Below are 22,794 nucleotides of genomic sequence, written 5' to 3'. Positions count from 1 at the left end.
GCACCGGGCGCAGCCCCAAGTACGTCCAGTACGAGGGACTCCACCCGGCACGCCGAGAGCACGCACCAGACGCCGCAGGGCCCGCCCTCCGGGCGGACGGAGGGACTTTGCGGACACGGCCTAGCCCGACGCTCAGCCCAGCAACCGCTCCAGCACCACCGCGATGCCGTCCTCGTCGTGGGAGGACGTCACCTCGTCGGCCACCGCCTTCAGTTCCGCGTGGGCGTCGGCCATGGCGACGCCGTAGGACGCCCAGGCGAACATCGGTATGTCGTTGGGCATGTCGCCGAAGGCGATCGTGTCGGCGGCCTTGAGACCGAGCCGGCGGGCCGCAAGGGACAGCCCCGTCGCCTTGGACAGGCCAAGGGGGAGGAGCTCGACGATCCCCGCGCCCGCCATCGTGACGGTGACGAATCCGCCGGCGGTGCGTGTGGCCGCCTCGCAGAGTTCGTCGTCGCTCAGCGTCGGGTGCTGGATGTACAGCTTGTTCAGGGGCGCGGCCCACAGATCCGACGCGTTCGTGAAGGGTGTCGCGGGCAGGCTGCCCGTGACCGCGTAGCCGGGGCCCACCAGCACCTCGCCGTCGAGGCCGTCGCGGCTCGCGGCCAGGTGCAGCGGGCCGACCTCCGCCTCGATCTTGGCGAGCGCCACCCCGGCCAGCTGCCGGTCCAGCGTCACCGACGTCAGCAGCCGGTGCGCGCCCGCGTCGTAGACCTGCGCGCCCTGACCGCAGACGGCCAGGCCCTGGTAGCCGAGGTCGTCGAGGATGTGCCGGGTCCAGGGGACCGCGCGGCCGGTGACGACGATGTGCGCGGCGCCCGCCGCCGTGGCAGCGGCGAGCGCGTCACGGGTGCGCGCAGACACCGTGTCGTCGGAACGCAGCAGCGTGCCGTCGAGATCGGTGGCGACGAGCCGGTAGGGAAAGCCGCCCGGGGAAGCCGTGTCGCTCACTTGGCCACCGGCTCCAGGACCTCCCGGCCGCCCAGGTACGGACGCAGCACCTCGGGCACGCGCACCGAGCCGTCGGCCTGCTGGTGGTTCTCCAGGATCGCCACGATCGTGCGCGGGACGGCGCACAGCGTGCCGTTGAGCGTGGCCAGCGGGCGGACCTGCTTGCCCTCACGGACCCGGATCGACAGGCGGCGGGACTGGAACTCGGTGCAGTCCGAGGTCGAGGTGAGCTCGCGGTACTTGCCCTGGGTCGGGATCCACGCCTCGCAGTCGAACTTGCGGGCGGCCGAGGCGCCCAGGTCGGCGCTCGCCACGTCGATCACGCGGTACGGCAGCTCCAGCGAGGTCAGCCACTGCTTCTCCCACTCCAGCAGGCGCTGGTGCTCCGCCTGCGAGTCCTCGGGAGCGACGTAGGAGAACATCTCGACCTTGTCGAACTGGTGCACGCGGAAGATGCCCCGGGTGTCCTTGCCGTGCGAGCCGGCCTCGCGGCGGAAGCAGGGCGAGAAGCCCGCGTAGCGCAGGGGGAGGCGGTCGGCGTCGAGGATCTCGTCCATGTGGTACGCCGCGAGCGGCACCTCGGACGTGCCGACCAGGTAGAGGTCGTCGTCGGCGAGGTGGTAGACGTCCTGGGCGGCCTGGCCGAGGAAGCCCGTGCCCGCCATGGACTGGGGGCGGACCAGCGCCGGGGTCAGCATCGGGGTGAAGCCGGCCGCGGTGGCCTGGGCCATCGCCGCGTTCACCAGGGCGAGCTCCAGGAGCGCGCCCACACCCGTCAGGAAGTAGAAGCGCGAGCCGGAGACCTTGGCGCCCCGCTCGACGTCGATGGCGCCGAGGATCTGGCCGAGGGCCAGGTGGTCCTTGGGCTCGAAGCCCTCGGCGGCGAAGTCGCGGATCGTGCCGTGCGTCTCGAGCGTGACGAAGTCCTCCTCGCCGCCCACGGGCACGTCGGGGTGGACGAGGTTGCCGAGGCGCTGGAGCAGTTCCTGGGTCTCGGTCGCGGCCGCGTCACGGTCCGCGTCGGCCGCCTTGACGTCGGCGGCGAGCTGGCCCGCCTTCTTCAGCAGCTCGGCCTTCTCGTCGCCGGCCGCCTTGGGGATGAGCTTGCCGAGCGCCTTCTGCTCGGCGCGCAGCTCGTCGAAGCGGACGCCGGACGACCTGCGCCGCTCGTCGGCAGACAGGAGGGAGTCGACGAGGGCGACGTCCTCTCCACGGGCGCGCTGCGAGGCGCGCACACGGTCGGGGTCCTCACGGAGCAGGCGAAGGTCAATCACGCGTCCAAGGCTACCGGTGCGGGATGACCGGCCACGACTCACTATCGAGGGCGTGGCATACGTGCCGTTATGCGTGAATCACGTGTGGTGTCAATGAAACGGGCCGTATCCCCGGAGCGAGGCATCCGCACGGCGCCGCGTTGACGTGAATCCCTTGCGGGAAGCGGGACTTGGGCTTGGGTTGTCCACAGGGATCCACACTCTCCAAAAAGTTATCCACAGGCTGTGTGGAAGATCTGTGGACTTTGGAATTGATCACTCCGGAAGGCCGGGAACTCCCTCGGAATTCCCTGGGCAAACCCGCTCCATCCTCACTTTGGAGTGGAATGTGGTCACCCGGAAGAGTTATACAAAGGGAAACGGTGGACGAAGGGTGACCTGCGCCCGGATGGACCCATCAGGGGCCTGTAGGACGATTTGTCGACTGAGTCATGCTCCGTTGTCGACTTGTCCCCAGGTCGAGAAGCGGACCTGTGGATAACTTCTGTGGATAACGACAACCAGCCGGTACGACCGGTCAGAAGCGGCCGTCCTGGCACCGCGCGACCCAGTCCGCCGCCCCCGCGAACTCCTCGTCGGAGGTCCCCAGCCGCGGCGGCTGCACCTGCTCCGGCCGCATGTCCGCGCGCGGGTAGGAACCGAGGTAGCGCACCTGGAGGCAGATCCGCTTCAGACCCATCAGGGCGTCGGCCATCCGGCGGTCGGAGATGTGGCCCTCGGCGTCGATGCAGAAGCAGTAGTTGCCGATGCCCTCGCCGGTGGGCCGGGACTGGAGCAGCATCAGGTTGATGCCGCGGGTGGCGAACTCGCCCAGCAGGTCGCGCAGACCGCCGGGGTGGTCGTCACGCTGCCACAGCACGATCGAGGTCTTGTCCGCTCCCGTCGGTGCCGCGGGCCGGGCAGGCCGGCCGACCAGCACGAACCGGGTCTGGGCGTTCTCCGCGTCGTGGATCCCGGTCTCCAGGGCCTCCAGACCGTAGCGGGCGGCCGCGAACTCACCGGCGAAGGCGGCGTCGTACTGCCCCTCCTGGACCAGCCGGGCGGCGTCCGCGTTCGAGGCGGCCGACTCCCAGTGCGCGTCCGGGAGGTGCTTCTTCAGCCAGTTGCGCACCTGCGGCTGAGCGGCGGGGTGCGCGGAGACGGTCTTGATGTCCGACAGCGTCGTGCCCGGGCGGACCAGCAGCGCGAAGGTGATCGACAGCAGCACTTCGCGGTAGATCATCAGCGGCGTGCCGGCGACCAGCTCGTCGAGGGTGGTGGTGATGCCGCCCTCGACGGAGTTCTCGATCGGCACGAACGCGGCCTCGGCCTCGCCGGCGCGTACCGCGTCGAGTGCGGACTGGACGGACACGTACGGGATGAGCTCCCGGGTGGCGGCCTCGGGAAGCGTGCGCAGGGCGACTTCGGTGAAGGTGCCCTCAGGGCCGAGATACGCATAGCTCGCTGGCATGACCTCACCCTAATGGGCTCGCGGAAGCGCTATCCCCCGCAAAGACCGCACAGGGCTGAACTGTCACCCCTCCAGCAACCTCTGCCCCACGTACTCGCCCCGCCCGGCCCCGCCCGGCACGGCGAACAGACCGCTCGACTCGTGCCGGATGAACTGCGACAGGGCGTCGCCGCGGTCGAGCTTGCGCTGCACCGGCACGAACCCGCGCAGCGGATCGGCCTGCCAGCAGACGAACAGGAGCCCCGCGTCGGGCATCCCGTCGCCGTCGATGCCGTCGTGGAAGGAGAAGGGGCGGCGGAGCATCGCGGCGCCGCCGTTCTGATCGGGCCGGGTGATGCGCGCGTGGGCGTTGATCGGGACGACCAGGTTGCCCTTGGCGTCCGTCTTCTCCAGGTCCATCGCGGTCGTCTCGGTGCCTCCGGACAGTGCCGCCCCGTCGGACTTGCGGCGCCCGATCACGTCCTCCTGCGCCTTGAGGGAGAGCTGCTCCCAGTCGTCGAGGAGCATGCGGATCCGGCGGACGACGGCGTAGGAGCCGTTCGCCATCCAGGCCGGTTCGCCCGTCTCGGGCACGAAGACGCGCTGGTCGAAGTCGCTCTCGCCGGGCTTGGGGTTGCGGGTGCCGTCGATCTGGCCCATCAGGTTGCGGGCCGTCATGGGGTGGGAGGTGGCGCCGGGCGAGCGGTTGAAGCCGTTCATCTGCCAGCGGACCTTGGCCGCCCGGCCCGCGTCCTTCTGGATCGCGCGCAGGGCGTGGAAGGCGACCAGGGCGTCGTTGGCGCCGATCTGCACCCACAGGTCGCCGTTGCTGCGGCTCTTGTCCAGGCGGTCGGAGGAGAACTCGGGCAGCGGGTCGAGGGCGGTGGGCCGCTGCTTCTCCAGGCCCGTGCGGGCGAAGAAGCTGTGGCCGAAGCCGAAAGTGAGCGTCAGCGACGAGGGTCCGGCGTCGCGGGCCACGCCGGTGTCGTCGTGGCCGCTGGGCTCGCCTGCCATCAGCCGCCGGGCCGTCTCCGACCAGCGACGCAGCAGGGCGGCGGCTTCCTTGCGGCCGGCGCCCGCCGCCAGGTCGAAGGCGACGAGGTGGCCGCGGGCCTGGAGTCCGTCGGTGATGCCGGGCTGATGTTTCCCGTGAAACATCGCCCGGTCGGTGCCGAGCGAGGTGAGCGGAGCGGCGGCCTCGGAGGGGGCGGCGCCGTATCCCGCCGCGGCGCCCGCCGTGCCGAGGACGAGCCCGGTGGCACCGGCGGTGCCGAGCAGCCGCCGCCGCGAGATGCCCTCGTGGGCGGCGGTCGCCGCGGGCTCCCCGGTGGCGGCCTCGGGGGTACGGGCTGGGGGGATGGACTGGTCAGGCATGGTCGTTCAGCCGATCTGAGCGTTCTTGGAGACGGTCACCTCGTCGATGTCGGAGGTCCGCACGGTCACGTCGACCTTCCAGTCGCCGGCCATGGGGATCTGCACTCCGTTCGCCGACCAGTGTCCGGTAGCGATGTGGTCGGGGACGACGGGAAGGGGCCCGATGTCCTTGGCTTTCAGGGTGAACTCGACCTTCACCTCGGGGATGTCGAAGGCCCGGCCGTTGGGCCGCTCCACGTAGACGTGCATCTCGTTGTTGCCCACGCGTGCGGGGTCGATGTCGATGGTGACGATGCCCTTGCCGTCCTCGCCGCCGGTGTCGAACGGCATGTTCAGGGTCAGCGCTCCCGACGCGCCCGTGTCGGGGGCCGAGGACGCGGAGGCGGCGGTGGCCGCCTTGGCCTCCTGCTCGGTGCGTCCGGGCTCGGTCTGGGTCAGGACGGTGGTGACGGCCAGCAGCACGACCGCGATACCGGCCTCGGCCAGCACGGAGCGCCGGAGCCCGGAGCGGTTGGGGTCCGCGTCCCGCAGCCGCTTCTGCCGCGCGGTGTCCCGGGCCGCCTGCTGCCGGGCGAGCTGCGCGGCCCGCTCGGTGTCGGCGGGCTCGGAGCCGGGCTGCTTGCCGGTGGCGGTGCCGGAGGCGTCGGCCCCGTGAGCGGGGGCCGTGTCGGTGTCGAGGGTGCTGTCGCCCTCGCCGGGGGACTCACCGCGGCGGACGGCCGTGGTGTCCACGTCCCCGGCGGCCTCCGCCCCCGCGCTCACCCGCTCCTTCTCCCGTACCGCCGATGCCTCCGCGGGCGCCGTCTCCGTCAGTCGGCCCGTCCACCGGCGCGAGATCCACGCGACCCCGACCAGGACGACCACGAGGGCGATCTTGGCGAGGAGGAGCTGGCCGTAGCGGGTGTCGGTGAAGGCGGACCAGGAGCCCAGCTGGCGCCAGGACTGGTACGTCCCGGTCGCGATCAGGGCGAGGACGCTGCCGAAGGCGAGACGGGAGAAGCGCTGCACGGCCGGGGCGTCGACGGGCGTGTCCGCGGGCGCGCGGTACAGGGCGACCAGCAGCGCGCCCAGTCCGCCGAGCCAGGCGGCGACGGCCAGCAGGTGGAGCACGTCGACCGGCATGGCCAGGCCCGCCTGGAGACCGACCGAGGCGTGCTCGGACATGGCCCAGCTCGCCGCGAGCCCGGCCGCCACGACGATGCCGCCGATCGAGAGCCCGAAGGTCAGGTCCCGCTTCTCCTGGGCGTCCTCACGCTTGTCGTACGCCCCGAACAGCACGGCGATGAACAGGGCCGCCGCGGCGAGCAGCAGCAGCCGGGACACCAGGGCCGCACCGGACTTGGTCTGGAGCACCTGGCCGAGCAGGGCCAGGTCGACGATGTCGGAGACCTTCCCGGACCCGGTGAAGGAGCCGCGCAGGAGGAGCAGGGCGAGGGTCGCCGCGGTGAGGGCGACCCACCCCGAGACGACGAACCGCTGCACCGGCCGCACCCCGGAACCGCGCCGCCAGCAGGCGAGCACGAAGGCGGCGCCGCCGGCCATCACGATGAACCCGGCGTACGACACGTACCGCCCGAAGCCGTACAGCCAGCCCACGACCCCGTCGTCGGCGGACTGCCCCGAGACCGAGACGGACGTCTTGGAGGGGGCGCCGATGGAGAAGGTGTAGGCGCCGGCGACGGGATGACTGTCCGCCGAGACGACCTGGTAGGCCACCGTGTAGGTGCCGTCGGGCAGGCCCGGGCGCAGCGGCACGGCGTATGTCGTGCCGCTGACGTTGGCGGGCTTGCCCGTGTCGGCGCGCTTGCCCTGGGGGTCGAGGACGCGCAGCGAGTCGTCGGACAGCGCGACCTGCTCGGAGAAGGTGAGCGAGATCCGGGCCGGGGCCTTGTCGACCACCGCCCCCTGCGCGGGGTCGCTGCCGGTCACGGCGGCGTGCGCGGAGGCCGGGCCGGCTCCGGCCAGGAGTGCGCAGGCCGCGGCCAGGAGCAGCAGCACCAGTGTCCGGACGCGGGGGGCGATGGTCTGCGTCACAGGAGTCCCTCCCTCAATGTCCGGTCGTGGGCGTGTAGGTCGCCGGCTTCACCGGCATCTCGACCTTCACGGGGCCGGAGTGGGCGAAGTGCAGCTCGACGGAGACGTTCTGGCCTTCCTTCGGCTTGCGCTTCAGCTGCTCGAACATCAGGTGGTCGCCGCCGCTCCTCAGCTCCAGCCGGCCGCCCGCGGGGATCTTGAGGCTCTTGACCTCCCGCATGGCCCCGCCGACCGTCTCGTGCACGGTGATCTGCCCGGCGATGTCGCTGGTGACCGAGGTCAGCTCGTCGGCGGCACCGCCCTTGTTGGTGACGGTGAGGAATCCGGCCGCCATGTCGTCGGACACCGGCTGCGGCATGTAGGCGGAGCCGACGGACAGTTCCGCCTTCCCGGAGCCGCTGTCACCGGAGCCGTCCGAGTCCGAGCCGCCGCAGCCGGCCAGGGCCAGGGCCCCGGCTATGGCGAGGGCCGCCGGGCCCAGTCGCCGCCTCACGGGTTCTCCCCCTTGATGATCTTGGGGAGGTCCTTGGTGTAGTCGTCGACGTCGGCGTCCTCGCCGTAGAGCACGTAGCCGCCGTCGGTCTTCGGGGAGAACGCGATGACCTGGGTGCCGTGCTCGGAGATCAGCTTGCCGTTCTTGTCCTTGCGCGTCGGCTCGATGGAGATGCCGAGGGTGCGGGCGCCGGCCTGGATGGTGGCGAAGTTACCGGTCAGGCCGATGAACCGGCTGTCGATGCCCTTGAGCCACTTGCCGAGCTCGGCCGGGGTGTCGCGCTGGGGATCGGTGGTGACGAACACCACGCGCAGCTGGTCCTGCTCGGCCTTGGGCAGCTGCTTCTTGGCGACGGCGATGTTGTTCATGGTCAGCGGGCAGACGTCGGGGCAGTGGGTGTAGCCGAAGTAGATCAGCGTGGGCTTGCCCGCGGTCTCCTTGCGGAGGTCGTACTTCTTGCCCTGGGTGTCGGTGAGGACCAGGTCCGGCTTCTCGAACGGCTTGTCGAGGACCGTGGCGGCCTTGTCGGAGCCGGCCTCCTCCGACACCACGGAGACGGGCTTGTCGCTGTCGTCGCCGCTGCCGCAGGCGGTCAGGGTGAGGGAGGCGGCGGCGAGCAGGGCGGCCGCGGCGAAGGTCTTGGTGCGCATAGAAAAATGTCCCAGATGTCGGTGACCCGGCGCGCACCGGGTGCCCCACAGGGAGCGGGGCCCGGTGCGCGCCGTCAACGGATGCGGCCTCAGGCCTCGGACCGCCGGCGCCCGGCGAGGACGCCGTAGGCGACGCCCGCCGCGCCGACCACGATGCCGACGACGCCCAGGACGCGGGCGGTGGTGTCGGTGCCGTCGGAGGAGTCGGAGTCGGAGGCGGCGGTGTCGGTGGAGGCCTTCTCGGCGGACGAGGCGTCGGAGTCCTCGTCGGCCGCCGAACCGTGGTGGCCGTCCTCGGAGGCGGCGGACAGCTCCAGCACGGGGGCCGGGTTGTCAGGCTCTTCCTGGCCCTTCTGCGGCACCTCGATCCAGCGGACGACCTCCTTGTTGGAGTACGTCTGGAGGGCCTTGAAGACCAGCTGGTCGGTGTCCTCGGGCAGCTGCCCGACGGAGAGCGGGAACTTCTCGAAGTAGCCGGCCTCGATGCCCTTGCCCTCGGCGGTCCAGGTGACCTTGGTGACGGCCTCGGTGATCTTCTCGCCGTGCATCTCCAGCGGCTTGTCCAGCTTGGACTTGGTGACGACGATCTTCCAGCCCGGCATGGGCTCCGGCATGACGGAGGCCAGCGGGTGGTCGGTCGGGAAGTTGACCTCGAGCTTGGTGGTCGAGGCATCGTCGCGCTCGTTGGGGACCTTGAAGTCGATGACCGCGTAGCCGCCCTTGGCGGCCGTGCCCTCGGGCTGCACGGTGACGTGCGCGAAGGCGGGAGCGGACAGGGCGAGAACGGTGATACCGGCGGCGGCACCGGCCGCGACGATACGGGAAGCCTTCATGGAAGGGGCACTCCGCTGTGAGTCGGTCTGAAGGGTGAAGGAGGGATGCGCGCACACGCGCGTGCCGCACGACGGCGGCCCCTCCTCCGCGGGAGCGGAGTGGTGGTGGTCGCGTCGCGTCAGGCGGCGAGGGCGAGTGCGGCTGCGGAAGCCGGCACGGCCGGAGGTCCGCGCCGGATCACCGTGTGCTGGAGCGCCGTCGTGCGAGGCGTCAGAGGCGTGTGGCGCGCGGCACGCACCGGGCGCGGATGGGCCTCGGGCGCTCCCGGAAGTCCGGCACGCAGGGCGCACACCAGCGCAAGGGCGGCTCGCAGGGAGCGCACGAGCGCCCCCTCCGTGACACCCTGCGCCGACAGTTCGGTGAGCCGCAGCAGTGCCAGGTCGCCGTGGCGCAGCAGCCAGCCGGCGGCGAGCGCCGCGAGGGCGTGACCGAGCAGCATCGGCAGGGACGGCCACAGCGAGGCCGATGAGCCGGACACGGCGTCCGCGGCCAGGTGCGTATGCGTTCCCGCGGGCGGCTGGACGCGCGCGTCGCTGAGGATCCGCTGGGCCTGTGCCGGGCTGATCGCCGCCGCCGTCGTGCCGCACACGAACCGCGCGGCCTGCTGCACCAGCGCGGCGTCGCTCGCGCCCGCCCGGACCGAGGAGGTGGCGGCGGCCGTACCGTGCTGGCCCAGGCCGAACAGCGTGTGCAGCACCGTCTGGCCGACCGCGAGCAGGGCCGTGATCCCCGCCAGCGAGCGCACGCGCCCGGCGAGCGGGACCGTCACCGCGACCACTGCGAGGAACCCGGCCCCCAGCGTCCACAGCGGAATGCCGTCGCAGGAGGCGAGCGCGTGACCTGCCCCGGCCAGCACGACACAGACCGCGGCGAACACCGCGGCCCGCAGGATCCGGAGCGTGTGTCCGGAGCGCGTCGCGCGCGCGTGGGGGGCAGTCATGGCGGGCTCATCATCGCACTGGCCCCGCGGGCCCCGTGCGGCAGGTCCACAAGATGCCGTACGACCGGAACGTCACGCTCTGGCCCGACGCGCCCCCGGATGCGCCGGTGTCCGCCTCCGCATACACCGATCAGGACCAGCGCGCATCCGCCGTATGGGCGGCCTCACGTCAACTTCACGCTTACACACCGGTACTCAGGGCAATACGTAACGGTATGTCGAGCCGCAGCCAGGAGGCTGGAGCATGAGCATTTGGTGGTCACTCCATCTGCGGCGCGAAGCTGCGAGCGTGCCGCTCGCCCGCCGCCTGCTGATCGGCACGATGGAGACCGCGGGCGTCGACCCGGACATCTCCTACGACCTCTCCGTGGCCCTCAGCGAGGCGTGCGCGAACGCCGTGGAACACGGTGGGGACACCGGGCGCGGGCCCGGCTCGGAGGCCTACCGGGTCACCGCCTACCTCGACGGTGAGAAGTGCCGGATCGAGGTCGCCGACGCGGGCCCCGGCTTCCCCGCGGCGTCCGCGGGCCGCTCCCGTCCGGCGATCCGGCCCGCGCACACGGACGCGGAGAGCGGCAGGGGGCTGTGCCTCATCGAGGAGCTCGCCGACCATGTCCACATCGGCAACAAGTCGGGCCGGGGCGGAGCCGTGGTGAGCTTCGACAAGGTCCTCAAGTGGCGCAGCGACGCCCCGCTGATGGCGGTCTGACCGCCCAGGTGAGGCGGGCGGTGTTTCACGTGAAACACCGCCCCTGACGAACCGCCCTACAGCGCGCTCCAGTCGAGCGTCGTACGGGCCAGTCCCGCCACCTCCGTCAGCAGCGCCAGCCGTGCCGCCCGGAGCGCCGGGTCGGGGTCCATCACCAGCACCTCGTCGAAGAAGGCGCCGATCGCCTCGACCAGCGGGGCGGAGACCTCGATCAGCGCGCCGAGGTCGTCCTCCCGCCCCCGCAGGGCCTCCCGCACGGCCTGCGCGCTCTCGACCAGGCGCAGTTCGGCGGGCGCGGTCAGCAGGGACACGTCCGCCCCTTCGACTCCGCCCTCGGGCAGGATGCGCACCACCCGCTGGAACGCGGCGGCGAGCGCCTCGAACGCCTCACTGCCGACGTGCCGCTCCAGCGTGGCCAGCGTGTGATCGCCATGGGCGGGACGGTCGGCCCAGCCCAGTACGGCCTGCACGAGCCGGTGCTCGTGCCCGGCGTCGGTGAGCTGCTGCTCATAGCGCCGGGTGATGAGCTCGGCCGCCTCGGCGACCCGCTCGGCGGGCACCTCGACACCCTGCGCGGCGTACCGCACGGCCGCCGCACGCAGTCCCTCGCTCACCCGCACCCCGGCCACGGCCGGCAGGCTGCGCAACACGTTGAGCAGGCCGATCGCGGCCCGGCGCACCCCGTACGGGTCGGAGCTCCCGGTCGGTGCCGCGCCGATCAGGAACATGCCCGTCACCAGGTCGAACCGGTCGGCGAGCGACAGCACGGCACCGGCGTCCGTGGCCGGCAGAGCGCCACCGGCGGACCGGGGCAGCTCCATCTCGGCCAGCGCCCGGGCGACCTCCGGGGACTCACCGGCACGGCGGGCGTACTCCTCCGCCATCACCCCGGCCAGCCCGGAGAACTCGATCACCATCTGCGACGCCAGGTCGAACTTGGCCAGCGCACCGGCCCGCCGTACGACCTCCACCGACTCCTCCGGCAGCCCGGCCCGCCCGGCCAGGTCCTGGGCGAGGGAGGCGAGCCGGACGGCGCGGTCGGCGACCGTGCCCAGCCGGTCCTCGAAGGTCAGCTTGTCCAGCCGCCGGCGGAACTCCTCCGGCGCCACCTTCAGGTCCGCCCGCCAGAAGAACGAGGCGTCCTCGTAGCGGGCCCGCAGGACCGCCTCGTTGCCGGCCCGCACGACGTCGTCGTCGCACAGGGCGTTGGCGAAGGTCACGAAGTGCGGCATGAGCCGCTCACCGTCCAGCACCGGCAGATAGCGCTGGTGCTTGCGCATCACGGTGGTCAGGACGCTCGCGGGCAGTTCGAGGTAGCGCTCGTCGAACGACCCCCGCACGGCGTAGGGGAACTCCAGGATGTCGGTGATCTCGTCGATCAGCCCCGCCTGAGCCTCCACGTCGATGTGCCCGCCCACCTCGGCCGCCGCCTCCAGGGCGCCGCGCACGACCGCCCCGCGCCGGGCCTCCCGGTCGAGCAGGATGCCGTGCATGTGCAGGAAGTGCGGATAGCCCTCGGCGGAGGTCACCCGCACCTCCGGGTAGGGGGCCTGCCGCTGCACCCGTGTGGTGTCGCTCGCGGAGAGCGAGGAGACCACCACGGGCAGGGGGGTACGGCCCAGCAGCGCGAGCAGCCAGCGCACCGGACGCGAGAAGGACAGCCCGGGATCGCTCCAGCGCATGTTGCGCCCGGCCCGCAGCCCGGAGACCACCTCGGCCAGCAGCTCGCTGAGCACCTCGACGGCCGGACGCCCCTCCTCATGGCGGGTGAGCGCCACGTACTCGACCCCGTTGACCTCGACGACCCGTACGTCCGACGCCTCGGCCCCCTGGCTGCGGGCGAAGCCGAGCAGCGCGGGGGTGGGGACGCCGTCCTTGTAGGCGGCGGCGACCTTGGGGCCGCGCACGGTCCGCATGGTGTCCCGCTCGCGGGGCTGCACACCGTCCACCGTGATCACGATGCGGCGGGGCGTGGCCATGACGTTGATCGCGCCGTGCCCCAGCCGGGTCGCGGCGAGCTTGGCGGTGACCGACTCGCGCACCGCTTCGGTGGTCGCGGGGACGTCGGCGTACGGCAGCTCCTCCACGCCGATCTCGAAGAGCAGCGTCTCGACGCCGGGCACCTTGGGCAGCATGCCCCGCTCGGCCGGAGCCGGTGCCTGAGCCAGCCCGAGCGGATGCTCCAGCGCGGCCCGCCGCCGCTCCCACAGCTTGGCGGTCTCGTGCGTCAGGCCGCGCATCAGCGAGAAGGCCTTGGCCCGCTCGGTGGTGCTGATCGCACCGCGCGCGTCGAGCACGTTGAAGGTGTGGCTGCACTTGAGCACGTAGGTGTACGCCGGGACCGGCAGCTCCAGGTCCAGCAGGCGTCGCGCCTCGGCCGCGTACGACTCGAACAGCCGGTGATTGGTGTCGATGTCGGCGTCGTCGAGGTAGTAGCGGCTCATCTCGTACTCGTTCTGCCCGAACACCTCGCCGTAGGTGATGCCCGGCGCGTAGGCGATGTCCTTGAAGTGGGACACGCCCTGGAGGTTCATCAGGATGCGTTCGAGGCCGTACGTGATCTCCACCGAGACCGGGTCCAGGGCGACACCGCCGACCTGCTGGAAGTAGGTGAACTGGGTGATCTCCATCCCGTCCAGCCAGACCTCCCAGCCCAGCCCCCATGCGCCGAGCGCGGGGGAGGCCCAGTTGTCCTCGACGAACCGCACGTCGTGCGCGTTCAGGTCGACGCCCAGGGCACGCAGGCTGCCCAGGTACAGCTCCTGCGGGTTGCCCGGGTCGGGCTTGAGGATCACCTGGAACTGGGTGTGGGTCTGGAGCCGGTTGGGGTTCTCGCCGTACCGCGAGTCGTCCGGCCGTACGCTCGGCTCCACGTAGGCGACGCTCCACGGCTCGGGACCGAGCACCCGCAGTGCCGTGGCCGGGTTGGCCGTACCGGCTCCGACCTCGGTGTTCAGCGGCTGCGTGATCATGCAGCCGTTGTCGCTCCAGTACTTCTGCAGGGTGAGGATGGCGTCCTGCATGGTCAGCGCCGTCGATACGTTCTTCATGGTGATCGCGCCCGTTCCCAGAGTCGGCCCGGCAAGGTCGGCCATGATCTCATACGTCAACTAGCGCTGACCTGCTGTTTCTTGACCGACCGGCCGGACGCCCGGCACCTTCACAGGAGGTGCACAGCCGGGCCTGCCCGACCCACGCGATGTGACGGCCCGGGCCACCCGCCGGGACCACAGGGCGCTGCGCTGGTCGGCCCGGGCCCTGCTGCCCGGTCTCACCGCGATGGCCGCCACCGCCCGCCGCACGGGCGAACCCAGCGCCGGGCTCCGCAGGGACCTGGGCGCGATCGGACGCTCCACGGAACACACGGTGGCGTTGACGGGCGGTGGCCACCGAGGGGCCCTGTGGACTCTCGGCCTGCTGGTGGCGGCGACGGCACTGCGGACCGGAGCCGGGCCGGCCGGCCTCACGGCCCTGGCCGGACAGCTGGCCGCCCACCCGGACCGCCGTGCCCCGCGCAGCCCCTCCCGCGGCTCCACGATGTCGGCCCGCTACGGCGCGGCCGGTGCGCGAGGAGAGGCCAGGGCCGACTTCCCCCACGTCCGCCGGGCCCTGACCGCCCTCACCGCGGCCCGCGCCCGGGGCGCCGACGAGCCCCAGGCGCGGCTGGACACCCTGCTCACGGTGATGTCCACCCTCCAGGACACGGAACTGCTGTACACGGCCGGACCCCTGGGACTGCGCCACGTCCAGGCGGGCGCCCGCCGGGTCCTGGAGGCGGGCGGCACGGCGACGGGGCCCGGCGCGGCGGCGCTGAGAGCCCTGGACGCCGACCTCACGGAACGCGTCTGGGCCCCGAGGGGCAGCGGGGCTCTGCTGGCAGCCGCCCTGTTCCTGGACGCCCGTTCAGGGGGGCGGGGCTGAGTCACTGTGCGGCTCCGCCGCGAGGACGCGACCAGCCCCCACCCCACCCGTACCCGGAACTCAGCCCTTGAGGGAGGCCATCCACGCCTCGACCTCGTCGGAGCGCCGGGGCAGCGCGGCGCTCAGATTCCGGTTGCCGTCCTCGGTGACGAGGATGTCGTCCTCGATCCGCACCCCGATGCCCCGGTACTCCTCCGGCACCGTCAGGTCGTCCGCCTGGAAGTACAGGCCGGGCTCCACGGTCAGGCACATCCCGGGCTCGAGGACACCGTCGACATACGCCTCGACCCGCGCGGCCGCGCAGTCGTGCACGTCCATGCCGAGCATGTGACCGGTGCCGTGCAGCGTCCAGCGGCGCTGAAGGCCCAGCTCCAGCACCCGCTCCACGGGCCCCTCGACCAGGCCCCACTCGACGAGCCGCTCGGCCAGCACCCGCTGCGCGGCGTCGTGGAAGTCCCGGTACTTCGCGCCGGGCCTGACCGCCGCGATCCCGGCCTCCTGGGCGTCGTACACGGCGTCGTAGATCTTGCGCTGGATCTCGTCGAACCGGCCGTTGACCGGCAGCGTGCGCGTCACGTCGGCCGTGTAGTAGGTGTGGGTCTCCACACCCGCGTCGAGCAGCAGCAGCTCGCCCGAGCGCACGGCCCCGTCGTTGCGCACCCAGTGCAGCGTGCACGCGTGCGGCCCCGCCGCGGCGATCGTGCCGTAGCCGACGTCGTTGCCCTCCACGCGTGCGCGGAGGAAGAAGGTGCCCTCGATGTACCGCTCGGAGGTCGCCTCGGCCTTGTCGAGGACCTTCACCACGTCCTCGAAGCCGCGCACGGTCGAGTCGACCGCCTTCTGCAGCTCGCCGATCTCGAACTCGTCCTTGACCAGGCGGGCCTCGGAGAGGAAGACCCGCAGCTCCTCGTCGCGCTCGGCGGTGACCTTGTCGGTCAGGGCCGCCTCGATGCCGGCGTCGTAGCCGCGCACGACCCGCACCGGGCCGGTGGCCTCGCGCAGGGCGCCGGCGAGCTCGCGCACGTCGGAGGCGGGGATGCCGTACAGCTTCCCGGCCTCGGTGAGGGAGTGCCGGCGGCCGACCCACAGCTCGCCCTGGCCGTCCAGCCAGAACTCGCCGTTCTCGCGGTCGGAGCGCGGCAGGAGGTAGATCGTCGCCTCGTGACCCTCGCCCTTGGGCTCCAGGACCAGGACGCCGTCCTCGGTCTGGTTGCCGGTCAGGTAGGCGTACTCGACGGAGGCGCGGAAGGCGTACTCGGTGTCGTTGGAGCGGGTCTTCAGGTTGCCCGCGGGGATCACCAGACGCTCACCCGGGAAACGCGCGGACAGCGCGGCCCGGCGGGCGGCGGTCTCGGCGGCCTGGGGGATGGGCTCGAGGTCGCGCAGCTCGGTGTCGGCCCAGCCGCTCTTCATGTTCTCGGCCAGCTCGTCGGACACGCCGGGGTACAGTCCGTTCTTCCGCTGCTTGATCGGCTCTTCTTCGGCAGTCTCCGGGGTCTCCGCGAGATCCTCCGCCACGGTCATCCTCCTCGATACGGCACTGGACCAGCGTCCACTGTACGGCGGCGCGGAAGCGGCCTCAGGGCGATGACGAGGAGCCTTACTCGAAGCGCGCCGCCAGCAGCACGACGTCCTCCGCTCCCTGCGCCGCGTCCAGGCCGTCCGGCAGGACGCTCCGCAGGACGTGGTCGGCGATCGCGCCGGGATCGCCGCGCAGGGCCCGGGGCACTCCGGCCGCCGCCGCGTGCAGCCGGGCGAAGGCGCGGTCGGTGGCCTCGCCGGTGCGGTGCAGCAGCCCGTCGGTGTAGAGCAGAACCGTCTCTCCGGGCTCGGCGAGGATCTCCACGCTGGGTGCCTCCCAGCAGGCGAGCATGCCCAGCGGGGCGGAGACGGACGTCTCGACGAACTCCGTGCGGCGCTGCCCGATCAGCAGGGGCGGGCTGTGCCCGGCGCCGGCCAGCGTGATCTTGCGCGCGGCCGGTTCGCAGTAGCCGAACAGGGTGGTGGCCGAGCGGGCCGGTTCGGTCAGCCGCAGCAGCAGCTCCAGGTCGGACAGGACGGCGACCGGATCCTCCCCCTCCATCACGGCGTACGCGCGCAGCGATGCCCGCAGCCGCCCCATCGCGGCGACCGCGCTGGGGCCCGACCCGGTGACGGACCCCACGGCGAGGCCGAGGGCGGCGTCGGGCAGCGGCAGCGCGTCGTACCAGTCGCCGCCGCCGCGCGGGCCGGTGCGGTGCCGGGCGGCGAGCTGGACACCGGCGACCCGGGGCAGTCGCGCGGGCAGCAGTTCGTCGGCCATGGTGGCCATGGACGTGCGGGTGCGTTCCAGTTCGAGGAGCCGGGCCACGTGCTCGGCGGCGTACCGCGCGTAGAGGCCGGTGAGGTGGCGCTGCCGCTCGCCCGGCTCGGCGGGCTCGTCGTAAAGCCACACGGCGACGCCGAGACGGCCGGCGGTGTCGGTGGCCAGGGGGAGGGCGTAGCTGGCCGCGTAGCCGAGGCGGGCCGCGACCTCGCGGTGGCGCGGGTCGAGCCCCTCGGCGGCGAACAGGTCGGGCTCGGCGATGCCGTCCTCGCCGCCCGCCAGCCCCTCGAGGATCCGGCCGTAGGACAGGGCGCTGCGCGGCACGGTCTCGATGTGGCCGAGGTCGGCGCGGCCGAGGCCGAGGCCGCTGGTGGTGTCAGGGCCGAGTCCGTCACCGGGTTCCAGGACGACGAGGCCGCGCCGGGCTCCGATCAGGGCGGCACCGGCGCCCAGCAGTTCCTGGAGTGCCTCGTCGAGTGCGGTCGTGCGGGCCAGGCGTTCGGTGAGTTCGTGCAGGGTGGTGAGGTCGGAGACCCAGCCGGCCAGGCGGTCCTGGAGCACCGCGCCGGCGGGCGCCGGGGGATCTGCGGGGGCGGCCGGGGGCGAGCCCGCGGCCACGGGCGCGACAGTGTGTGCGGGCGCCGGAACCGTTGGATCGATTCCAGCCACTTTCGGAGGGTGCGGAGCGTTCATGGCGTCCGGCCTTCCGACCGGTACGTACTGCTCAAAAGCATCGCAAACCCCCATGTCATTCTGCGTCGCTAGCAGTGTCTCCACATGTACACGCACTCGTGAGGAGATGTCCAGCATTGTCCTGCCGGTTTTCCTGGTGTCCGTGCGGTGCGAGGGAACAACTTCCCTTCCTCTTGCGGAAATGCAAAGTTGGCTTAAAACTGCCTCAGGGGACGGCTTATTGCGGTCGACTGGGCTTGCTCGACGGAGCGTCACAACGGTCGTGATGGGTACCTACTCGGTAAAGGCCAGGGGTGGTTGGGAACCACCCGGAACCTGGTGACGGAACCGGGCGTCCTATCCACCGACGACCGTGCCCCATCCTCCCGTGGCGGAGGCGGAGAGAAATACGCGCGACGGCAAACGCCATACTTCGCCACCCCTGCGCCACGCCCGTGCATTCGACAGACGCAGTAAGGGCGGCGGCCGCGGAGGCAGCCCAAAGTTCTACCCATAGGGGCTCCCCTTGCTTCAGGCAGGGGTGTGATGCGCCAACAGGTACGCACAGTGAAGTGATCGACACATGATGTGATCTGGACCACGGTGTTGCCAGGCGTGCAACGGAAAGGAACGAGCGCTCATGCGCGAGATCCTCGGAAGGCGACGCAGGCTCCTGTCCCAGCGCAGCGACGGGAGTCCTGAGCTGATCGGCGCGGCCCTGACCTATGCGACGGGGTGGCAGTGGCCCGTGCTCCCCGGGGTGCCGGCGGACCCGCAGGGGCACTCCCGCTGCAGCTGCCCGGACCCCGAATGCACGGTGCCAGGAGCACACCCCTTCGACCCCGGCCTCCTCGCGGCCACCACCGACGGCCGCATGGTGCGCTGGTGGTGGGGCAACCGGCCGACGGCCCCGATCATCCTCGCCACCGGCGGCCACGCCCCGTGCGCGGTCTCCCTTCCGGCCCTGCCGGCGGCCCGCGCGCTCAAGGCGCTCGACCGGATGGGCATACGGCTCGGCCCGGTCGTCGCCTCCCCCGCCCGCTGGGCGATCCTGGTCAAGCCGTACTCCATGGAGCAGCTCGGCGAGCTGCTCTACGCCAAGGACTTCGTGCCCGGCTCCCTCCGCTTCCACGGCGAGGGCGGCTATCTGGCCCTGCCTCCGTCCGAGACGGGCCAGGGCGAGATCCGCTGGGAGCGCGCTCCGCTGCCCGGCTCGGCCTCGCCGTGGGTGCCCGATGTCGAGGCCGTGGTGGACGCCGTGGTGGAAGCCCTCACTCGAACGGGTGTGAGCGCGCCCGAGTTGTAGGGCCGTCGGGCGCGCCGAGCCCGGTGCCCGCCCCGGGGCGTTAAGTTCCGGAACCATGCGGCGTCACGCCCGGGACCGCTCCCGGGACTCCCGGAAGACCAGACTGTCCGCCCTCGCCGGTGTGGTGGTGGCGTGCGCGGTCGCACTGCCGCTGGCGGTGGCGGCCGCGGGGTCCGTGGGGCCCGCGAGGTCGGTGGGATCCCCGGGGTCTGTGGGATCCGGGGGGCGCGAGGGTGTCGCGGATCCGGCGGGTGCCGGCGCCCGCACGTCCGGGTCCGCAGCGGTACGTCCCGCTCCGCGTGCCGACGACAAGGCCCCCGGGGTGCCCGCCGCCGAGCGTGGCCTCCCGGCGCTCACCCAGGGTCTGGCGACCGCCGTGCGCTGCGGCCCCGAACTCTCCTCGCCCGACGGCATCGAGGCGCAGACCTGCGTCGTGGCGCAGGGTGCGCAGACCTGGGCGCGGACCTATTACCGCAATGCCACCGGCGAGGCGCTGGACGCCGTGCTGAGTCTGATGGGCCCGCACGAGCGGAGCGTACGGATGACGTGCGCCGTGGGAGCCGGGGACGAGCCGGGGACGTGTGAGACGCCCCGGGAGCCGGCCCGCGGGAATCTGCCGGAGTACACGGCCGTCACGGAGTTCGCCGAGCGGGGCGGCCGGGGGCCGCTGCTGCTGCGCTCCGGGAGCAACTCGCCTGTGCGCACGGGCAGTTGACGAGCGGCTGCGCGCCGTGAGCCGACGCGGAGACGAAAAGACCCGGTTGCTGGCGACGGGGGATGCACCAGCAACCGGGCTACAGGAACGGTAACAAGAGATCGGCGGTTCGCAAATTCGAACTCGTCTTTCCGGTCACCGACTGGCTTGTCCCCGCCGGGAGTTGTGATCGGTGCGGGCACGCGGGCCGGGCCGGCCGGTGGACCGGACGGCCGGGCTTCGCGGAGCGTGTCAGCTGAGCGTGACCTGCCGGTTGGTGAGGCCGCCACGGGCGCGGCGCTCGTCCGCGGTGAGCGGCGCGTCCGTCGCCAGTGCGGCGGCGAGGCGCTCGGCGAACTCCGCCGCCGGCTTCTCGACATCCTCGGCGGTGACCTCGCTGGGCAGGTCCCACACCGGCACCGTGAGCCCGTGAGCGCGGAAGGAGCCCACCAGGCGGGTGCCCTCGCCCAGGCTGGAGCGGCCCGCGGCGTGCAGTCGCGCGAGCGCGTCCAGAAGCCGCTCCTCGGCGTGCGGCATGACCCACCGCAGGTGGTTCTTCTCCGGGGTCTCGCACCAGTACGCGGCGTCCACGCCCTGGAGCTTGACGGTCGGGATGGCCGCGGCGTTGGCGCGCTCCAGCGAGGCGGCCACGTCGGGCGTGGCGTTCTCCGGGTCCGGGACCCAGAACTCGAAGCCGCTGTGCACTTCTGGCTCGAACGTGCCCTCGGGGTCGAGCAGATCCTGCAACCGCGGGCTGTCGGCCGGGGCGCGGCGGCCCTGGACGGGGGTGCCGGGCTGTGCCTCCAGGGCGCGCTGGAGGGTGTCGGCGAGGTCGCGGCTGATGTCGCCGGAGGAGGTGTCGTTCTGCAGGCCGAGCAGGACCGAACCGTCGTCGCGGCGCAGGGCGGGCCAGGCCATGGGCAGGACCGTGGCCAGGGTGACCGCGGGGACGCCCTCGGGCAGGCCGTCCTTGAGGGTCAGCTCGACCGTGGCCGCCGGCACCAGCTCGCGCAGGGCCACCCAGTCGCACTCGCCGGGCAGTCCCTCGAAGGGGCGGTGCACCAGCTCGGTGGCGGCGTGGGAGGCGGCGCGGCCGTGACACGCCTTGTAGCGGCGGCCGCTGCCGCAGGGGCAGGGCTCACGGGCACCGACGACCGGAACGTCTCCCCCGGCACCAGCGGTGCGGGCCCCGCCCGTGGTCTGCGGGCGCTTGGCCTTCGTCTGGGGTCGCTTCTTGGCCATCGATGGGTCTCCCGGTTACGGCTGGTCTCGTACGGTCGCGAGCCTAGCCGTTCGGGCCCCGGGTCACTGGGTCCTGTGGACAACGCCCGGTCGAGCGCGGCGTCCGGTGCTCAGTCCAGCTCGTCGAAGGCGTCCGCGAAGTCGAGCCCGGGTATCCGGGAGACGGCGGGGGCGGTGACGCGCGTGGCGAAGTCGTCACGGCGGTGGCCGGCGTCCGGGTCGTGCACGTCGTCGTGGACGATGACCCACACGGTGACCTCGCCGCGGATGTCGTCCCGCACGCCCCAGTCGTCGGCGAGCGCGCTGATGATGTTCAGCCCGCGTCCGCCGTGCGCCGTGACCGACGGGGTCGCGGGGGCGGGGCGGGTCGGGCCACCGCCGTCCGTGACCTCGACGATGAGCCGGCCGGCCGGGTCCACGCGCCATGCGGCGCGCACATCACCGTCGCCGGAGAGCGCGTCGCCCAGGGGTCTGCCGTGCTTGCACGCGTTGCTCAAGAGTTCGGAAAGGATCAGAACGGCGTCGTCGATGACCGATTCCGCGACTCCGCCTCTGCGCAGCTGCGTACGCATCCGGTGTCGCGCTTTCCCCACGCCCGCAGGGCCATGGGGTACGGCCATGCTCGACGACGTGGGCACTTCCTGTGCCACCACCAACGCCACCCCCGAGACCTCCTTCGCCCCACGCCACGGTGTGGATGCCCCATTGGCCTGTACCGGAAACCGGCCAATCCACCTCCGGTGACGCATTCACCAGAGCGAATACGGACCGAACGCGCCGGAGCACTCCCTGTAATCGCCTGGCTGGAAATCATCGGTGTGGCCGAGAAAGGAGGATCCCGTCCGCCGGGATCCGTAGTCAAGAGGTGTGCGTGGGTCTGGTGGGACTTGAGTGGTTGCGAGCCGGGGGGCCGGGCGTCAGCGTCCGAGCTGGTCCAGCACCGCGCGCGGGCGGTTGGTGATGATGGCGTCGACGCCCAGCGCCACGCAGTGCTCCACGTCCTCCGGCTCGTTCACGGTCCACACGTGCACCTGGTGTCCGGCCTGCTTCAGGCGCTCGATGTACGCGGGGTGGTTGCGCACGATCCGGATGGAGGGGCCCGCGATCCGCACGCCCGGGGGCAGCCGTCCGTCGCGCAGCCGGGGCGAGGGGAACTGGGTGAGATGGACCGTCGGCAGCGTGGGCGAGGCGGCCCGCACGCGGTGCAGGGAGCGGGCCGAGAAGCTCATGACGCGCACCTGGGACTCCTCGGCGCAGGCCGGCGCGTCGAGGCCGAACCGCTTCAACAGGACCAGCAGCCGGTCCTCGACCTGCCCCGCCCAGCGCGTGGGGTGCTTGGTCTCGACGGCCAGTTCCACGCGGCGCCCGGCGTCGGCGACGAGTTCCAGCAGCCGCTCCAGGGTGAGGACGGAGGTCGCCTCGCGGTCCTCGGGGCGGTGCTCCCAGTCGGGTTCCTCGTCACGCGCCCTCCAGGCCTCGCCCGTCTTCCAGGAACCGAAGTCCAGGGCGGCGAGGTCGGCGAGCTCCAGTGCGGAGACCGCGCCGCGGCCGTTGGACGTACGGTTGATCCGGCGGTCGTGCACGCACACCAGGTGGCCGTCCGCGGTGAGGCGCACATCGCACTCGAGGGCGTCCGCGCCGTCCTCGATCGCCTTGGTGTACGCGGCCAGGGTGTGTTCCGGGGCGTCCTCGGAGGCTCCGCGGTGGGCGACGACTTGAATCACGTGCTGTCGTGCGTGGGTCACCGCGTCATGGTGCCACCGAGTGCGGGTATGCGTCCGGTCGGACGGACCCGCCGGAAGCGCAGGTCCGGACGGCGGCATTGGGTTTGCATCCTTTTCGCCATTAATGACCTATATAAAGAATGGCCTCGGACGCACAGCCACCGCTTATGGTGCTCTGACGGCCCGTGGGAAAAGCTGACGGCATACAAAGGGACAAGCACAGCTGTATCGCGCCGGACCCG

General features: G+C 72.1%; 18 protein-coding genes and 1 pseudogene. 4 read left to right on the top strand and 15 right to left on the bottom strand.

Features of this window, described 5'->3' with window-relative positions; genetic code table 11:
* Positions 1-132: 132 nt before the first annotated feature.
* The 9 genes from AB0I06_RS26625 to AB0I06_RS26585 form a co-directional block, all read right to left on the bottom strand.
* Positions 133-951 carry an HAD family hydrolase gene (locus AB0I06_RS26625; protein ID WP_363121350.1) on the bottom strand — a complete coding sequence of 273 codons (819 nt, stop codon included), beginning with the start codon at positions 949-951 and terminating at the stop codon, positions 133-135.
* Entirely contained in the window at positions 948-2,225 is a 1,278-nt protein-coding gene (gene serS / locus AB0I06_RS26620) for a serine--tRNA ligase (RefSeq protein WP_363121349.1), read from the bottom strand. The genes AB0I06_RS26625 and serS overlap by 4 nt, the downstream gene beginning before the upstream one ends.
* A gap of 517 nt (positions 2,226-2,742) precedes the next feature.
* Entirely contained in the window at positions 2,743-3,675 is a 933-nt protein-coding gene (pheA, locus tag AB0I06_RS26615; RefSeq protein WP_363121348.1) for a prephenate dehydratase, read from the bottom strand.
* Positions 3,676-3,738: 63 nt separating this feature from the next.
* Positions 3,739-5,028, bottom strand: coding sequence for an iron uptake transporter deferrochelatase/peroxidase subunit (efeB, locus tag AB0I06_RS26610; RefSeq protein ID WP_363121347.1), 1,290 nt, complete (start codon positions 5,026-5,028; stop codon positions 3,739-3,741).
* A 6-nt stretch (positions 5,029-5,034) separates the two neighbouring features.
* Entirely contained in the window at positions 5,035-7,062 is a 2,028-nt protein-coding gene (locus AB0I06_RS26605) for a copper resistance protein CopC (protein WP_363121346.1), read from the bottom strand.
* Positions 7,063-7,075: 13 nt separating this feature from the next.
* On the bottom strand, positions 7,076-7,555 hold the full coding sequence (locus tag AB0I06_RS26600) for a copper chaperone PCu(A)C (RefSeq protein WP_363121345.1): 480 nt from the start codon (positions 7,553-7,555) through the stop codon (positions 7,076-7,078).
* Positions 7,552-8,205 (bottom strand): SCO family protein, encoded by a 654-nt coding sequence (locus AB0I06_RS26595; protein ID WP_363121344.1) that lies wholly within the window; start codon positions 8,203-8,205, stop codon positions 7,552-7,554. Before AB0I06_RS26595 ends, AB0I06_RS26600 begins: the two co-directional genes overlap by 4 nt.
* An 89-nt stretch (positions 8,206-8,294) precedes the next feature.
* The gene (locus AB0I06_RS26590; protein ID WP_363121343.1) at positions 8,295-9,038 is read right to left on the bottom strand and encodes a YcnI family protein; all 744 of its coding nucleotides are present in this window, start codon (positions 9,036-9,038) and stop codon (positions 8,295-8,297) included.
* Between the two features lie 119 nt (positions 9,039-9,157).
* Positions 9,158-9,979, bottom strand: a complete 822-nt coding sequence (locus AB0I06_RS26585; RefSeq protein WP_363121342.1) for a hypothetical protein — start codon at positions 9,977-9,979, stop codon at positions 9,158-9,160.
* A 244-nt stretch (positions 9,980-10,223) separates the two neighbouring features.
* On the opposite strand from AB0I06_RS26585, the gene AB0I06_RS26580 reads away from it, so the two are divergent.
* The gene (locus tag AB0I06_RS26580) at positions 10,224-10,688 is read left to right on the top strand and encodes an ATP-binding protein (RefSeq protein ID WP_363121341.1); all 465 of its coding nucleotides are present in this window, start codon (positions 10,224-10,226) and stop codon (positions 10,686-10,688) included.
* Between the two features lie 56 nt (positions 10,689-10,744).
* Here AB0I06_RS26580 and AB0I06_RS26575 read toward each other — a convergent pair whose 3' ends face one another.
* Complete coding sequence (locus tag AB0I06_RS26575; protein ID WP_363121340.1) at positions 10,745-13,783, bottom strand: glycine--tRNA ligase; 3,039 nt, start codon at positions 13,781-13,783, stop codon at positions 10,745-10,747.
* A gap of 79 nt (positions 13,784-13,862) precedes the next feature.
* Here AB0I06_RS26575 and AB0I06_RS26570 point away from each other — a divergent pair.
* A pseudogene (locus tag AB0I06_RS26570) lies at positions 13,863-14,609 on the top strand (triphosphoribosyl-dephospho-CoA synthase); the annotation flags it as partial.
* Between the two features lie 60 nt (positions 14,610-14,669).
* On the opposite strand, the gene AB0I06_RS26565 reads toward AB0I06_RS26570, so the two are convergent.
* Complete coding sequence (locus tag AB0I06_RS26565) at positions 14,670-16,133, bottom strand: aminopeptidase P family protein (protein ID WP_363121339.1); 1,464 nt, start codon at positions 16,131-16,133, stop codon at positions 14,670-14,672.
* Positions 16,134-16,209: 76 nt separating this feature from the next.
* The gene (locus AB0I06_RS26560; protein WP_363121338.1) at positions 16,210-17,724 is read right to left on the bottom strand and encodes a PP2C family protein-serine/threonine phosphatase; all 1,515 of its coding nucleotides are present in this window, start codon (positions 17,722-17,724) and stop codon (positions 16,210-16,212) included.
* Positions 17,725-18,226: 502 nt separating this feature from the next.
* Here AB0I06_RS26560 and AB0I06_RS26555 point away from each other — a divergent pair.
* Positions 18,227-18,892, top strand: coding sequence for a bifunctional DNA primase/polymerase (locus AB0I06_RS26555; RefSeq protein WP_363121337.1), 666 nt, complete (start codon positions 18,227-18,229; stop codon positions 18,890-18,892).
* Positions 18,893-18,947: 55 nt separating this feature from the next.
* Positions 18,948-19,607, top strand: a complete 660-nt coding sequence (locus tag AB0I06_RS26550; protein ID WP_363121336.1) for a hypothetical protein — start codon at positions 18,948-18,950, stop codon at positions 19,605-19,607.
* Positions 19,608-19,838: 231 nt separating this feature from the next.
* Here the strand turns inward: AB0I06_RS26550 and AB0I06_RS26545 are convergent, their stop codons facing one another.
* The 3 genes from AB0I06_RS26545 to AB0I06_RS26535 all read right to left on the bottom strand — a co-directional run bounded on the left by AB0I06_RS26545 (position 19,839) and on the right by AB0I06_RS26535 (position 22,573).
* Positions 19,839-20,828 (bottom strand): DUF5926 family protein, encoded by a 990-nt coding sequence (locus AB0I06_RS26545; RefSeq protein WP_363121335.1) that lies wholly within the window; start codon positions 20,826-20,828, stop codon positions 19,839-19,841.
* A gap of 110 nt (positions 20,829-20,938) precedes the next feature.
* The gene (locus tag AB0I06_RS26540) at positions 20,939-21,577 is read right to left on the bottom strand and encodes an ATP-binding protein (RefSeq protein WP_363121334.1); all 639 of its coding nucleotides are present in this window, start codon (positions 21,575-21,577) and stop codon (positions 20,939-20,941) included.
* A gap of 168 nt (positions 21,578-21,745) precedes the next feature.
* Entirely contained in the window at positions 21,746-22,573 is an 828-nt protein-coding gene (locus tag AB0I06_RS26535; RefSeq protein ID WP_363121333.1) for a glycerophosphodiester phosphodiesterase, read from the bottom strand.
* Between the last annotated feature and the right edge of the window lie 221 nt (positions 22,574-22,794).

The sequence above is a fragment of the Streptomyces sp. NPDC050674 genome (genome assembly GCF_040654575.1).
Classification (GTDB): domain Bacteria; phylum Actinomycetota; class Actinomycetes; order Streptomycetales; family Streptomycetaceae; genus Streptomyces.
The sequence above is the reverse complement of the archived record's forward strand: the minus strand, read 5'-3'. Positions and strand labels throughout refer to the sequence as shown.